This is a genomic window from Streptomyces xiamenensis, assembly GCF_000993785.3.
GTDB lineage: Bacteria > Actinomycetota > Actinomycetes > Streptomycetales > Streptomycetaceae > Streptomyces > Streptomyces xiamenensis.
In genome coordinates, this window is the sequence record NZ_CP009922.3 from 1,305,126 (window position 1) to 1,319,654 (window position 14,529).

At 73.9% G+C, this 14,529-nt stretch carries 13 protein-coding genes; 8 read left to right on the forward strand and 5 right to left on the reverse strand.

Translation table 11 applies throughout. The annotated features are described in order from the left end of the window. The first annotated feature begins 291 nt into the window (after positions 1–291). From SXIM_RS05875 to SXIM_RS05885, 3 genes are all read left to right on the forward strand, one after another. Positions 292–1,194: an aminoglycoside phosphotransferase family protein gene (locus SXIM_RS05875; RefSeq protein ID WP_046723157.1), complete on the forward strand. Its 903-nt coding sequence runs from the start codon at positions 292–294 to the stop codon at positions 1,192–1,194. 118 nt (positions 1,195–1,312) lie between these two features. Further along, complete coding sequence (locus SXIM_RS05880; RefSeq protein WP_046723158.1) at positions 1,313–2,764, forward strand: hypothetical protein; 1,452 nt, start codon at positions 1,313–1,315, stop codon at positions 2,762–2,764. Positions 2,765–2,844: 80 nt separating this feature from the next. Further along, positions 2,845–3,801 carry a M28 family metallopeptidase gene (locus SXIM_RS05885; RefSeq protein WP_046723159.1) on the forward strand — a complete coding sequence of 319 codons (957 nt, stop codon included), beginning with the start codon at positions 2,845–2,847 and terminating at the stop codon, positions 3,799–3,801. Between the two features lie 12 nt (positions 3,802–3,813). On the opposite strand, the gene SXIM_RS05890 is transcribed toward SXIM_RS05885, so the two are convergent. Next, entirely contained in the window at positions 3,814–4,764 is a 951-nt protein-coding gene (locus tag SXIM_RS05890; RefSeq protein ID WP_046723160.1) for an AraC family transcriptional regulator, read from the reverse strand. Positions 4,765–4,846: 82 nt separating this feature from the next. Between SXIM_RS05890 and SXIM_RS05895 the strand changes: the two genes are divergently transcribed. The 3 genes from SXIM_RS05895 (at position 4,847) to SXIM_RS05905 (ending at position 7,809) form a co-directional block, all read left to right on the forward strand. After that, entirely contained in the window at positions 4,847–5,698 is an 852-nt protein-coding gene (locus SXIM_RS05895) for an NmrA family NAD(P)-binding protein (protein ID WP_046723161.1), read from the forward strand. A 130-nt stretch (positions 5,699–5,828) separates the two neighbouring features. Beyond that, positions 5,829–6,482, forward strand: coding sequence for a hypothetical protein (locus SXIM_RS05900; RefSeq protein ID WP_246156958.1), 654 nt, complete (start codon positions 5,829–5,831; stop codon positions 6,480–6,482). 295 nt (positions 6,483–6,777) lie between these two features. Then, positions 6,778–7,809: a sodium:calcium antiporter gene (locus tag SXIM_RS05905; RefSeq protein ID WP_246156840.1), complete on the forward strand. Its 1,032-nt coding sequence runs from the start codon at positions 6,778–6,780 to the stop codon at positions 7,807–7,809. 37 nt (positions 7,810–7,846) lie between these two features. Here the strand turns inward: SXIM_RS05905 and SXIM_RS05910 are convergent, their stop codons facing one another. From SXIM_RS05910 to SXIM_RS05920, 3 genes are read right to left on the reverse strand one after another with little or no spacing between them, the layout of a single operon-like run. After that, positions 7,847–9,121: an MATE family efflux transporter gene (locus SXIM_RS05910; RefSeq protein ID WP_046725461.1), complete on the reverse strand. Its 1,275-nt coding sequence runs from the start codon at positions 9,119–9,121 to the stop codon at positions 7,847–7,849. A 44-nt stretch (positions 9,122–9,165) separates the two neighbouring features. Then, complete coding sequence (locus SXIM_RS05915) at positions 9,166–10,959, reverse strand: LPS biosynthesis protein (RefSeq protein WP_046723166.1); 1,794 nt, start codon at positions 10,957–10,959, stop codon at positions 9,166–9,168. Then, entirely contained in the window at positions 10,956–12,251 is a 1,296-nt protein-coding gene (locus SXIM_RS05920; RefSeq protein ID WP_046723167.1) for a glycosyltransferase, read from the reverse strand. Before SXIM_RS05920 ends, SXIM_RS05915 begins: the two co-directional genes overlap by 4 nt. Before the next feature lie 185 nt (positions 12,252–12,436). Between SXIM_RS05920 and SXIM_RS05925 the strand changes: the two genes are divergently transcribed. Both SXIM_RS05925 and SXIM_RS05930 read left to right on the forward strand, forming a co-directional pair. Continuing rightward, on the forward strand, positions 12,437–12,901 hold the full coding sequence (locus SXIM_RS05925) for an FAD synthase family protein (RefSeq protein ID WP_030726585.1): 465 nt from the start codon (positions 12,437–12,439) through the stop codon (positions 12,899–12,901). Between the two features lie 32 nt (positions 12,902–12,933). Then, positions 12,934–13,575: a LysE family translocator gene (locus SXIM_RS05930; protein WP_030726582.1), complete on the forward strand. Its 642-nt coding sequence runs from the start codon at positions 12,934–12,936 to the stop codon at positions 13,573–13,575. An 80-nt stretch (positions 13,576–13,655) separates the two neighbouring features. Here SXIM_RS05930 and SXIM_RS05935 read toward each other — a convergent pair whose 3' ends face one another. Continuing rightward, positions 13,656–14,522 (reverse strand): LysR family transcriptional regulator, encoded by an 867-nt coding sequence (locus SXIM_RS05935; RefSeq protein ID WP_030726579.1) that lies wholly within the window; start codon positions 14,520–14,522, stop codon positions 13,656–13,658. Between the last annotated feature and the right edge of the window lie 7 nt (positions 14,523–14,529).

Consider the following 14,529-nt stretch of genomic DNA (forward strand, 5'->3'; position numbering starts at 1 on the left):
GACACGTGGTGCGACCGCTCGCTGGGGCCACATCCCGGCATGGCGCAGTACGCCCTTTCCCTCCACGGCGGGTTGGCGCCGTGGCGGGCGGAGTCACACGGGATCAGTAGCGGCTGATGCGCAGAACACAGCGGGTGTCCGGCAGTTACGGCTCACCGGACGCCCGTTGCAAGCGCTTTCTGGCATCGGAGAATAGAAGTGCGACCGCCCGGTGGCAAGAGATCGGGCAGCATCCGTGGCCGACCGGGAAAACCGGTTGCCCGCCCGGAGCGGCGCGGGCACGGTGGCCCGGTGAACGAACCGGAGGTACGCCCCCACATCGACGCGGCACTGGTCCGCCGGCTGATCGCCGCGCAATTCCCGCGATGGGCCCACCTGCCCGTCGAGCAGGTGCTGCCCGGAGGCAACGACAACCGCACGTTCCGGCTCGGGGAGACCATGACCGTACGGCTGCCGAGCGCCACCGGCTACGCGGGGCAGGTCCGCAAGGAGCAGCGCTGGCTGCCGGAGCTGGCGCCGCTGCTGCCGCTGCCGATCCCGGCGCCGGTGGCCGCGGGCACGCCGGGTGAGGGGTTCCCCTTCCCCTGGTCGGTCAACCGCTGGCTGGAGGGCCGTCCGGCGCGGGAGCACCGGATCGCCGACGTGCGGGCCTTCGCCGTCGATCTGGCGGGCTTCCTCACCGCGCTCCAGCGGATCGACCCCACCGGCGGACCTGCCCCGGCGCTGCACACCGGCTTCCGCGGCGGGCCGTTGAGGACCTACGACGCGGACACCCGTACGGCCATCGACGCGTTGCGCGACGGCGAGGTGCCGGGGGCGCTCGCCACCGAGATCTGGGAAAAGGCGCTGGGGGCCGGGTGGCCGGGCCCACCGGTGTGGTTCCACGGCGACATCGCGTGGGGCAATCTGCTGGTCGACGGGGACGGCCGGCTGTCGGCGGTGATCGACTTCGGCTGCATGGGCGTCGGGGACCCGGCGTGCGAGGCGGTGATCGCCTGGACGCTGTTCACGGGCGAGAGCCGCCGGGCCTTCCGGGAGGCCCTCGGGGTGGACGACGCGACCTGGGCCCGGGCGCGCGGCTGGGCGCTGTGGAAGGCGCTGATCGTGCTGGCCGCGAGCCGGGAGAGCGACGAGGCGTCCGCGGCGGAGTCCCGGCGGGTACTGGCCGGGATCTTCTCGGAGTACGGCGGGTGAGTTGCGGCTAGCCTGAGGCCATGCCGCGCCGCGACAAGGACCATGAGCCGACGATCGCACACCAACACCCCGGCAGGGGCCGGGCGTTGAGCCGGGCGATCCCGGGGGGCACGGCCGCGTGGCTCCCCTGACGGCCGGGCCCGGACAACGGGCCGTTCTGTCACGGCCGCTGTCGGTGCCGCTGGTGGCCGGGGTGGTGGGGCTGCTGCCGTTCGCGGTGGCCGCGCAGCCGGGTGAGGGGGTGCGGGACACCGCGTTCTGGCTTCAGTTGGTGGTCGCCGGGTACGCCGGAGTACGGCTGTGCACCATGGTGCTGTCGGGGCGGCGGCGGCTGGTCCAGGGCGTTTTCTGGCTGTTCTGCTATCTGGCGATGGGCATCGCCCCGCTCGCCCAGTCGGTGCTCGGCCGTGATCCCACCCCGGTGCTGGGCCCGCGCTCGGACACGCTGCTGGCGACCGTGCTGGTGCTGACCGGGATGGTCGCCTTCGACGTCGGGGCGCTGCTGGCCCGGCACCGGCCCTCGCTGCGCAGCATGCGCGCGCCGGCCGCCACCGTGCACCGGCGCCGGCTGTTCGTGCTGGTCGCGGTGGCGTACGTGGCGAGCGGGCTGCTGATCGTGCGGCTGGGCGGCCCGGCGGTCTTCTTCAGCAGCCGGCAGGAAGTGGGCGCCGCGCTGAACGAGGCGACGGCCTCCGGTGCGGACGGGGCCGGGGGCGAGGCGGGCAACGCACTGCTGCGCGGCTTCGGCACCGTGCCGGCGCTGCTGGCGCTGCTGTTCCTCACCCGCTGGCTGGTCACCTCGCGGCGGGCGCGGCGGCGGCTGTGGCTGGTGCTGTGCTGGGCCGGTCTGCTCGTCCTCAACGTCATCGTCAACAACCCGATCTCCAATCCCCGTTACTGGTTCCTGACGGTGCTGTTCGCGCTGCTGTTCACGCTCTTTCCGCGCAGCAGCGTGATGTACCGGGCGGCGCTGGCGCTGGGCCTGGTGGTGGCGCTGCTGGTGTTCCCGTTCACCGACCGGTTCCGGTACGACGAGGAGGGGCGGCAGCCGGTGGAGACCGGGTCGCTGATGGAGCCGCTGGTCATCAAGGACTACGACCAGGTGGGGATGTTCGCGAACACGGTGACGTACGCGGGGGACGGCAACGGGCACACGCTGGGCCGCCAGGTGGTGGGCGCGGCGCTGTTCTTCGTGCCGCGCACGGTGTGGGAGTCCAAGCCGGAGGACACCGGGTTCCTGGTGGGCGGCTGGATGGGCACCTCCAGCGCCAATCTGTCCTCGCCGCTGTGGGCGGAACTGTGGCTGGACTTCGGCCCGCTGGGCATGGCGGCGGGTTTTGTCGCGGTGGGCTATCTGGCGGCGCGCACGGACCGCCGCTATGTGGCCCGGACGCTGGACGATCCCTCACCGGGCAATGTGCTGGCGGTGGTGGCGCCCGTGCTGGCCGGGTACAGCTTCATCCTGCTGCGCGGTTCGCTGCTCCAGGCGTCGGGGCGGATCGGGATCGCGCTGCTGTGTCTGGCGCTGGTGACGAGTTGGCGGGGGGATCCGCGGACGCAGTTGCGCTGACGGGCTCTTGACGGCGCGGTCCGCACATCTGTCTGATGAGCGTGCACGCGTCAAAAGTCCCCCACGCTTCTGGAGCGTCCATGACCTACCGCCGTCCGGCCGTGCCCGTCATCGCCCTCTCCCTCGCTCTCGCCGCCGGACTCGCCGGCGGTGCCACCGCCGCACCCGCCCCCACGGGAGCCACGCCCCCCACGACGGCCGCCGCGCCCGACATCGAGGTGGACCGGGTCCTGGGCCACCTCACCGAGCTGGAGTCCATCGCCGCCGCGCACGGCGGCAACCGCGCGCACGGCCAGCCCGGTTACGCCGCCTCCCTCGACTACATCGAGGGCCTGCTGGAGGAGGCCGGGTACGAGACCAGCCGCCACGCCTTCACCAACGCCGGCATCACCAGCTGGAACCTCATCGCCACCTGGCCGCACGCCGCCACCGACGAGGTGCTGATGGCCGGGGCCCACCTGGACTCGGTACGGTCCGGGGCGGGCGTCAACGACAACGGTTCGGGGTCCGCGGCGGTCCTGGAGGTGGCGCTGGCGGTCGCCGGGGCCGACCTGCGCCCGCAGAAGGAGCTGCGGTTCGGCTGGTGGGGCGCGGAGGAACTGGGCATGGTCGGCTCGCGCGCCTACGTCGCCTCGCTCGGCGCCACGGAACGCGCCCGGTTCGGCGAGTACCTGAACTTCGACATGATCGGCTCCCCGAACGCCGGTTACTTCGTCTACGACGACGACGCGGCGATCGCGGCGCTGTTCACCGACTGGTTCGCGGCGCGCGGCATCCCCACCGAGCCGGCCACCGCCGCCCGCAACAGCTCCGACCACGTCCCGTTCCGCAGCGCCGGCATCCCGGTGGGCGGCCTGTTCACCGGGGCGGGCAACACGATGACGGCGGCCCAGGCGGCGCAGTGGAACGGTACGGCGGGCGTCGCCTTCGACCCCTGCTACCACCGGGCGTGCGACACCCTCGACAACATCGATCAGACGGCGCTCGACCTCAACACGGACGCGCTGGCGCACGTCCTGTGGGAGCTGGGCTCCTGAGCACCGCCCCGCTCACGCCCTGACCGCCTGCCGATGGTGGCTGGGCCGGACCCCGTACACCCGCTGGAACGCCACACTCAGCCCGAACGCGCTGCCGTAGCCGACCTGGTGGGCGATCGACTCCACCGTGGCGTCGGTGCGGGCCAGCAGGTCGGCCGCCTGGGCCAGCCGCCAGCCCGTCAGGTACGCCATCGGCGGCTCGCCGACGAGTTCGGTGAAGCGGCGCGCGAACGTGGCCCGGGAGACGCCGGATTCGGCGGCCAGCGCCTCCACCGTCCAGGCCCTGGCCGGCCGGTCGTGGATCAGCCGCAGCGCCGGGCCCACCACCGGATCGCCCAACGCGCGGTACCAGCCCGGCGGATCGGCCTCGGGACGGGCGAACCACTCGCGCAGGGTGGCGAGCAGCAGCAGGTCGAGCAGCCGGTCAAGAACGGCCTGCTGGCCGGGGTCGTCCCGGCTGATCTCCAGCGCGGCGAGGTCGAGGATCGGCCGGGGCCCGTCGCCGTGCGCGACGACCAGCACCCGGGGCAGCGCGCGCAGCAGCCGCTCGGAGACGCGGCCCCCGACCTGGTAGGTGCCGGTGAGCAGGATCGCCTCCGGGCACTCCAGGCAGTTGCCGCAGGTGCGCAGGGAGAGCAGCAGATCGTCACTGATCGCCTCGCCGTCCGCCGTCGTGCAGAGGTCGGGGCCGTGCACGACGTACAGCGGGGCGGTGCCGGGATCCGGGGAATCGGCGACGGTGAACGGCTCGGCCCCCACCACGATGGCCACATCGCCCGGCCCGGCCGCGACGGGCGCGGCCCCGCCGCCCGGGTGGATGTGGCCGGTGCCGCGCACCATGGTGACCAGGGTCAGCGGGGTCCGGGCGGCGAACCCCACCGACCAGGGCGGGGCCATCAGGTTCCGGCTGAAGAGGGCGCCGTCGGACCGTACCTCGTACAGCAGTTGGGCGAGTGCGTCCATGCTCCCCAGTTTGGACGATCGGACATCCGAGTGAGCCGATGAACCATTCCCGCGCTCACCGCTGCCGGGTTTGACTCTCCTCATGACAAGCACAGCGACAACGACAGTACAGCCCGTCCTGGTCCTGGGCGCCACCGGCAAGACCGGTCGCCGGGTGGCCGCCGGGCTGCGGGAACGCGGCCACACCGTCCGGGAGGCGACGCGCCGCGGGCGGACCCGCTTCGACTGGTACGACGAGAACACCTGGGAGCCGGCCCTCGAAGGGGTCCGCGCGGCCTATCTGGTCGACTCGCAGCGCGCGGACGCGGCCACACCACTGCGCGCCTTCGGCAAGCTGGCGGTCGAACGCGGCGTGCGGCGGCTGGTGTTCCTGTCCGCCCGGGACTGGGTGGTGCCGGCGGGCGAGGAGAAGCTGCCGGGCGAGCGCGCGGTGCGCGAGTCGGGAGCGGAGTGGACCATCCTGAAGCCGTCCTGGTTCGCGCAGAACTTCAGCGAGGATCCGTTCTTCCTGAGCCAGGTCCTGGACGGCGAGCTCGCCTGGTCCACCGGGCAGGGCGTCGAACCGTACGTCGACGCCCGGGACATCGCCGAGGTGGCGATCGCCGCGCTGACCGAGGACGGCCACGCCGGGCAGGCGTACGAACTGACCGGGCCGCGCACGCTGGGCACCGGCGAGGTGGCGGCCCTGATCGCGCGGGCCACGGGCCGGGACCTCCGCTACCGCCCGCTGACGCCCGAGGAGTTCCGGCGCCACGCCACCGGCCGTGGCCTGGACGGCGAGTACGCGGACCTGCTGAACGAGTTGTTCGGCTGGATCGCGGAGAGCCGGTTCGGCACCCTGGCGGACGGCGTCCAGCGGGCGCTGGGGCGCGCGCCGCGCGACATCACCGACTACGTCCGCGAGACGGCGGGCACGGGAGTGTGGCACCCCTGACTCCCCGGAGCGGAAATCCGTTCGACCAACGGGGGCGGGCGGAGCAGGATCAGCGGATGTGACACCGAACGAATCCCCCGCGTCCCTGGTCCTGGCCGCCGCCCGCAACAACGCCGAGTGGTGCGCCGTGATGAGCGCCGCCCACGGCGTGACCGGCGGCGGCTTCGGCCCGCAGTCCTGGGCCGCCCCCACCCGTACCCCGCCGTACTACCCGGACGCGGTCACGCTGACGCCGGGCGCCGACCCGGCCGCGCTGGTGGCCCGGATCGACACGGCCACCCCGGGTGCCTCGGTCAAGGACAGCTTCGCCGACCTGGAGCTGACCGGGGCCGGGTTCCGGGTGCTGTTCGAGGCGGCGTGGATCCACCGGCCGGCCGGCGCACCGGCGACCGCCTCCGGCCTGGGGTGGGAGGTGGTCCGCGACCCGGACGCGCTGCGTACCTGGGCACTGGCCTGGGACGACGGCGCCGGGGACGCCGCTCTCTTCCCGCCCGCGCTGCTCGCCGACCCGGACACCTTCGTGCTGGCCGGGCGGCATCCCGGTGACCGCGGGGTGGTCGCCGGGGCGGTGGCCGGCCGCGCCGCCGGTGTGATCGGCGTCTCCAACGTCTTCCGGCGGGACGACGCCACCCCCGATACCGCCTGGCCGTTCGTACTGGAGGCGGTGCACCACCTCTTCCCCGGCCTGCCGGTGGTGGGCTACGAGCACGGCGAGGACCTCACGGCCGCCCTTGCACACGGCTTCGCGACGGTGGGCCCGCTCCGGATCTGGCTGCACGGATAGCGGATGCCCAGGTCAGGTACAGTGGGCGGCTGCGAAGGGGAGTAGCCCCGCGATACCGGTCGTCGACACACTGGAACCCCCGGGTTCCCGGTGGCCGGGCCCGCCATCCGGTCCAGGCCGGTGCACGGGCGGGCGAGACCTTCGGCCCATTTGTCGACGACGTATGTCATGCGGTGCGTCGGCGGGGTCGAAGCTGCCGCCGCTCCCCCGCGCCGGACGTCCTCGATGCCCCGCCGTCGCGCGGGAAGGCCGGACGATAACCGTGATCCATTTCGTACTGCTCATCTTGTGTGCGGTGGCGATCTATCTCTCGTGCGAGTGGTTCGTCAATGCCGTGGAGTGGCTGGGCGAGCGCCTCAACGTGGGGAAGATGGCCGTCGGGACCATCCTCGCCGCCTTCGGTACGGCGCTGCCCGAGTCCGTGGTCACGCTGGTCGCGGTGACGACCGGCGCCACCGACGAGGCCAAGGACATCGGCGTGGGAGCGGCCATGGGCGGCCCGCTCGCGCTGGCGACCGTCGCGTACGGCGTGACCGGCACGATGCTGCTGCTCAAGCGGCGCCGGGACCGCGCCCTGGTGGCAACCGGCGGCTCCGGCTCCGGCGGCGTGGGCGCCGCGTCCGAGGCGCTGGGTGACGAGCGCGACATGCGGCGGCTGGCCAAGGACCAGAAGTGGTTCCTGCCGATCTTCATCGTGAAGGTGGCACTCGGCCTGGTGGCGTTCGCGTTCAAGCCCGCGCTGGGCGTGCTGTTCTTCGCCGCGTACGCCGCCTACTTCTGGCGCGAGATCCGCAACAGCCGCGCCGCCGAGGGCTCGCTGGACGGCGAGGAGGAGGACGAGCTGGAGCCGCTGAAGCTCCAGCCCCACGCCGCCTCCCCGGCGACCTGGGCCGTGGTGCTCCAGACCCTGGCCAGCCTCGCGGTGATCTTCGTCGCCGCCCACGCGTTCGTGGGTCAGCTCGACAGCATCGGCCCCATGCTGGGGCTGTCCGCGACGGTCACCGCGCTGCTGCTGTCGCCGATCGCCACCGAACTGCCGGAGATCATGAACGCGGTGATCTGGGTCAGGCAGGGCAAGATCAAGTTGGCGCTCGCCAACATCTCGGGTTCGATGATGATCCAGGCCACCGTGCCCAGCGGGATCGGACTGATCTTCACCCGCTGGCACTTCGACGGCGCGCTGCTGTGGTCCGGGCTGATCACCATGGCCGCGATCGGCTATCTGCTGCTGACGATGCGGACGCACCGGCTGACCCCGGCGCGGCTGGCGGTGACGGCGGGCTTCTACGTCGTCTTCGCGCTCGGCCTGATCCCGATCCTCGGCTGACAGCGACAGCCGACGGGCCCGGCAAGGGGGTGGCCGGCTACCCGGCCACCCGCCCGTCCCGCTCCGGGGCCGGCTCCCCGTCCGGCGGTTCCGCCTCCGGTTCCCGCTCGGCGGCGACCCGCACCTCGAAGGCCACCCGGGTCCAGGCCGCGACCGCCTTCGCCGCCGAGCCCGCACACAGGCCCCAGGCCGCGCCCAGGATGCCGCCCAGCGCGTAGCCGGTCAGCAGGGCCACCACCGAGACCAGTGAGAACACCAGCTGGATCGGCAAGGTGGCGCGCGGGCTCAGCACGCGCAGCGCCAGCAGGCCGCAGGTGCCCATGGCCATCGCCGCGTACTGGCTGCCGGTGGCCGGGATGAGCGCGGACGCCGACTGCCAGGTGTCGCCCAGCAGTTGGCGGCCCCAGCTGTCCGGCAGCATGGACAGCAGCAGCGCCCAGAGCGCCGCCACCGCCGCGAGCGCGCCGCCCGCGAGCGCCGCCGTACGGGCCTTGCCGGCGCCCGATCGCTGCTCGCCGAGCAGCGGCGGGCCGAAGCCGGTGGCGGTGTTGAACAGCACGTTCAGCGGGCCGAAGACGGTACCGGCGCCGCGCAGCGCGCCGACGGCCAGCGGGTTGGCCAGCGCTCCGAGCCCGATGATCGCCAGCTGCGAGGAGGCGTTGCCGACGCCGAACTCCACCACGAACCGCTGCCCCAGATGCCCGCGCGCCAGCAGCGCCGCCGGGCGCGGCCGGCCGGCCGCGTCCGCGGTGGCCCGGTACAGCAGCCAGCTCGCGAGCCCGAGCGCGGGCAGTGCCGAAAGACCCCAGGCCAGCACGAGCGTCGCGGCGCCGGGACCGGCCGGCAGCAGCGACAGCGCGGGTACGGCCACCGCCAGCCGCAGAACGTCGGCCGCCAGCGCGAGTTGGGGCCGCCGCAGCACCGAGAAGGCGTAGCGCAGGGTGTCCTGGGTGAGCACGATCGGCAGCACCGCGCCCAGCGCCGCCAGCGCCCCGGCCGACAGCGCGTACGCGGGCAGCGCCAGCACCAGCCCCACGGCGGTGGCGGCGGCGAGCGCGAACAGGGCGGCCGAGCGGCAGTCCCTGGCCAGTTCGGCGGGGTCGCGGCCGGCGCCGCCGCGCAGCACGAGCGATTGGCCGACGTACGCGGTGCAGGCGCCGAGCAGGACGGCGAACACGGCGTAGACGAGGGCGAAATCGGCGAAGGCCCCGGCGGAGGACTGGCGGGCGGCGAACACCACCACCGCGATGTTGGTGAGGGCCGCCACCCCCTGATCGGCGATGGAGAAGGCGACGGCGCGCCCGGGTCGTATCACTGCGGTCTGCTCACGGCTTTCTCTCGGATCCCTGGTGTCGCTCAGTGGTGCCCTTCATGATCACCCAGCGCGCCGGGATCGAGGATCCGCAGTCCCATGGTTTCCGAATTGCTCCCCTGGGGCTCCCGGTTGACGCCACCCGGCGGCTGCCGGTGCCGCGCCCCGTGCGGCTGCCCCGGCACGGGGCGGACCGCCGGGGCCCGGCCGTCGCGGTCGCGGCCCTCGGCCTCGCCGGTCCGTTCCCCCGGACGTGCGCCATCCCCCTCGCCCTCGCCCTCGCGCGGGTCGGTGCCGCTGCCCCACGAGTGCAGGACCGCCCCCAGCAGCAGGCCGCCGGCCCCGACCACCAACTCCCGTACCCGGGTCAGGTCGTCGCGGTGTACCTCGCTGGGGTCGCACACCACCAGCACCCCGTCCACCCGGTCCGTGAGGGCGATGGCGTCCGCGTACAGCAGCACGGCGGGGGCCAGTACCACCACCACGGCGCCCTTGGCGTCGGCGTGGTTGATCAACTGGCTGGCGGCCGGTGAGGTCAGGGCGCGCGGCACGTTGCGCACGCGGCGGCCGGGCACCAGGTCGAAGATGCCGGACTCCTCCGCGTCGATCGGTACCCGCAGCCCGCTGGGCCAGTCGGTGCTCTCGCCGCGCCCGCCGGGCGAGCTGGCCCAGCCGGGCCGTACGCCGTCCGCGTGCCGCAGTTGTTCGGTCAGGGTGGGGGTGCGCAGGTCGGCCTCCACCAGCAGGGCGTCCATGCCCATCTCGGCGAAGGCGGCGGTGAGGTTGACGGCGGCGGCCAGCGGGGTCTCTATGCTGCCGCGCGGCGCGACCACCAGCAGCCGGCGGCGCTGCGCGAACGCCTCGTCGTAGGCGAGCCGGAACGCCACCGAGCGGTACTCCTCGGCCAGCCGGCCCTGGGCGAGCAGTTCCTCCGGGCCGTCGCCGCGCGCGGGCCGGGGCAGCACGCCGAGCACGGGGGCGTGCAGGGCCCGGGTGACATCGCCGGGCGAGCGCACGGTCGGGTCGAACACCAGCCGGACCCAGGCGGCGAGCAGTCCGATGCCGATGCCGACGACGTAGCCGAGCGCGAGCAGCAGCGGCAGGCCGGGGCCCGAGGGGCTGCCGGGCGGGGTGGCCTCGGTGATGACCCGGCCGCCGGTGGTGTCCAGCGAGGTGAGGCGGGCGATGGCGGCGTTGAGGTCGGAGATGGCGCTGGTGACGCCGGACAGGTCGGCGAGGGCGTTGTCGTAGGCGGCGCTGCCCTCGAAGAGGGTGCCGAGTTCGTCCTCCAGTGCGTCGCGGCGCTCCAGTTGGGGGGCGCGCTGGCTCTCCAGGGAGGCGACGCCGGCGGCGATGGTGGCGTCGGCGTCGGCCTGCCGGTTGCCGAGGTAGGCCTGGACGAAGGCGTTGGCGCGCTCGGCGGCCAGCTGCGGGTCGTCGGCCGAGTAGGCGAAGCGCAGGACCTCGGTGTTGGGCGGGTTGGTGACCTGGAGTCCGCGCTTGAGCTGCTGGGCGCGGTCGGGGTCGCCGAGTGCCTCGGCGGCGCGCTGGGCGACGATGTCGCTGACGGCGGTGCGGCGTTCGGAGCCCATCGCGACGCGGTCGACGGTGCCGCCGGCGAACGGGTCGGCGGTGGGGGTGCGTACGGTGACCTCGGCGGTGGCCACGTACGTCTCGTTGGCCGTGAGCCCCAGCCAGCCGCCGCCCGCCAGGCCCAGCACGATGCCGCAGACGATGAGCAGGCGGTAGCGCAGCAGTTGCCGGAACTGGTCGCGCAGCAGGTCGGGTTCGTCGTACGGGGCGGCTGCGGCCGGGCTGCCCGCGGGGGCCTCCTTCAACGGGACTCCTTGAACGCGAGGGCCGGGTCCGTGGGCTCCGGGCGGGGTGCGGAACGGGAGGGGAGCGCGCGCCCCAGGGCCTCGTCCAGCAGGGCGTCGACCCGGGCGAGACCGGCGGCGCGGCCGAGCCGGGTACGGGCGTAGTCGGCGCCGCGCACGCCGATGGCGTCGGCGGCGGCCGGGTCGGCGGCCAGTTCCCGGGCGGCGGCGGCGAGCGCGGCGGGGTGCTCGGGCGCCACCAGCCAGCCGGCGGCGGAGTCGCGGATCTCCTGGGCCGTTCCGCCCTCCGCCGCGACCGAGGCGATGACGGGGCGTCCCGCGGTGAAGTAGGAGGTGAGCTTGGAGGGGACGCTCATGTCCAGGACGGCGGCCCGCTGGGTGACCACGAGGGCGTCGGCGGCGGCGAGGACGTCGGGGAAGTCGGCGTCGGCGGCGGGTGGCAGGAACTCCACGTTGGGCGTTCCCGCCGCCAGCTCCCGCAGGCGTTCGCGCTGGCTGCCGTCGCCCATCAGCACCACCCGGATCTCGGGCGCCTCGCGGGCCGCGCCGATCAGCACCTCAAGTCCCTGCTTGAGGCCCATGTTGCCGGAGTGCAGGAGCACGGTCTGCTCCGGCGGCCAGCCCAGGCGGGCGCGGACGGCGGCGCGCGGCGTGGCCGGTCCTGACACGTGCGACCAGTTGGGGACGAGCCGGATCCGCTCGTCGGGGACGCCCAGCGCCCGGACCCGCTCCCGGAACGTCTCGTGGATGATGCCGACCAGCGTGGCGCCGCGCAGCATGCGCCGCTCCACGGCGGCGGCGGCGGACGCGGCGCGGTCCCCGCCCCGGATGCCGCTCTGTGCGGCGGCGGCGCCCATCAGGTCCTGGATGACGGGGATGTACGGGGCGCGGTGGCGGCGCGCGATCCGCGCGGCGAGCACCCCGCCGGCGAGGCTGGGCACCTGGGCGACCACGGCGTCCGGGCGGCCCATGCGGGGCGGGGCCAGCAGGCCGTGGCCGAGGATCGTCGCCTCGTACAGCGCGCGGCGCAGCGCGGACTGGCGCGGGGGGACGGTGTGCCGGCGCCGGTGGACGAGGACCCCGGCGCGTTCGTCGACGGTGCGCCACACATGGCGGTAGGCGGGGTCCAGACGCCAGGCGGGGTAGTGCGGTAACCCGGCCAGGACGTGTACTTCCGCGCCGCGCGCGTGCGCCCAGTGCTCGGCGAGCTGGGTGGCGTACGGGCCGATGCCGGCCTGTTCGGGCGCGTAGTTCGTGGAGACCAGCAGCAGCCGTTCGTGTCGTTCGCCCACAGTCGAACTTCTCCCCCCTGAACGGGAATCCCGACAGCGCTCAGTGTCCACCCTATCCGCAGAACCTGCACCGCATGTCATCAATCAGGCCCGGGGAGTGAGGGTTTGGGATTAAGGTCGGGTGGATCCGCCGCCCGTGCCGCCCTGGCCGGGCGGTCCCAGCGACCGCGTGGGGGGCACGAGTCATGCCGCAGGGACACGGGCAGCAGCGGGTACCGCACCTGGTGGGTTACGCACCCGGCGTCTACGACCTCTTCCACATCGGCCATCTCAACATCCTGCGGCACGCGCGCAGTCGCTGCGACTACCTGGTGGCCGGGGTGGTATCCGACGAGATGGCGGAGCTGGCGAAGGGCAGACCGCCGGTGATACCGCTGGTGGAGCGGCTGGAGATCGTGCGATCGATCCGGTACGTGGACGCGGCGTTCGTGGAGACCGTGCCGGACAAGGTGACGACCTGGCAACAGGTGCGCTTCGACATCCTGTTCAAGGGCGACGACTGGCGGGGCACGCCGAAGGGCGAGAAGCTGGAGCGCGACTTCCGGCAGGTGGGCGTTGAGGTCGTGTACTTCCCCTACACCGTGCACACCTCCAGCACCCAGCTGCGCGGCGCGCTGGACGCCCTGGCGACCCGGGCGGAACAGGGCTGACGCGGCCCGGGGCACGCTGCTTTGATGGCCCCATGATTTCCGCCGACCGCCTGCTGGCCTTCGCCGTCATGTCCTTCCTGCTGATCATCATCCCGGGGCCGAGCGTGCTGTTCGTGGTCGGCCGGGCCCTGTCCCAGGGCCGCCGCGCCGCGCTGATGACGGTCGCGGGCAACGCGGTCGGCGCGTACGTGCTGATCGTGGCGGTTGCGGCCGGAATCGGGGAGCTGGTGGAGCGTTCGGCACTGGTCTTCACCGCACTGAAGTTCGCGGGCGGAGCGTACCTGGTCTATCTGGGCGTGGCCGCCTGGCGCTCGCGCCGCGCCCTGTCGTCCGCGCTTCCCGCCGCCCGGGCGGGGACGGGCGGCGGGAAGCGTACGTTCTGGGAGGGGTTCGTCGTCGGGGTGACCAACCCCAAGACGATCGTGTTCTTCGCGGCCGTCCTGCCGCAGTTCGTGGATCGCGGGCAGCAGCACCCGGCGCTCCAGATGCTGCTGCTCGGCGTGGTGTTCAACGTGATAGCGCTGGCCTCGGACAGCGTCTGGGGCCTGACGGCGGCCACCGCCCGCGACTGGTTCGCGCGCTCACCGGAGCGGCTGTCCATGGTCGGCGGCGCCGGCGGCCTGGCGATGATCGGCCTGGGCGTCACGGTGGCGGTGACGGGCCGCTCGGACTGATCCCGGACGCCCCGGACGGCCACGGTCAACAGCACGGCGGCGCGAGGGCGTTCCGCCCCCCTGCGGCCGCGGCAGTCCCCTCAGCCGTCCTCGCGGTACAGGCCCCTGAGCAGGTCGACGACGGCCTGCGTCGCCGGGTGCGGGTCGGTGTGCCGCCACAGGAGATGGACCGGGACGGGCGGGGCGTCGCGCAGCGGCCGGTAGACGATGCCGTCGCGGCGGTACTGGGTGGCGGTGGAGCCGGGCGTCACCCCCACACAGCGCCCGGTGGCGATGGCGGCGAGCCAGTCGTCGATGTCGTGCGTGTACTCGACGGCGGGCCGTTCGCCCTCGGGCCACAGGTCCAGGGTGGTGGTGCCGGTGCGCCGGTCCAGGACGAGGGTGCGCTCGCGGATCTCGGCCAGCCGGATGCTCCGGCGCCGCGCCCACGGATCGTCGGAGGCGAGCGCGATGACCCGCGACTCCTGGCCGACGAGGGCGTGGGCCCAGCGGCGGGTGTCGAAGGGCAGCCGGACCAGGGCCAGGTCGCAGCGGCCCTCGGCCAGGCCGCTGGTGGGGGTGTTGTGGCGCACGAGGTGCAGTTCGACGTCCGGGTGCTGGGCGTGCCAGCGCCGCTGGAACTCGGTGGTGTGCCCGCCCATCGCGGACCAGGCGTGCCCGAGGTGGAGCCGGGTGTGTCCGGTGGTGGCCCGGGCGACGAGCGCGTCGGCCTCGCCGAGCAGGTGCCGGGCGCGGGCCAGGACGTGCACCCCGGCGGCGGTGGGGGTGACGGTGCGGCTGGTGCGGTGCAGCAGCCGCACGCCGAGGATCCGCTCCAGGGCGAGCAGGTTGCGGGAGACGGCGGCCTGGGAGACGCCCAGCGCGATGGCGGCGTCGGTGAAGGTGCCGGCGTCGGCGATCGCGACGAGACAGCGCAGGTGCCGCAGCTCCAGTTCCTTTCCCTCCATGCGTCCA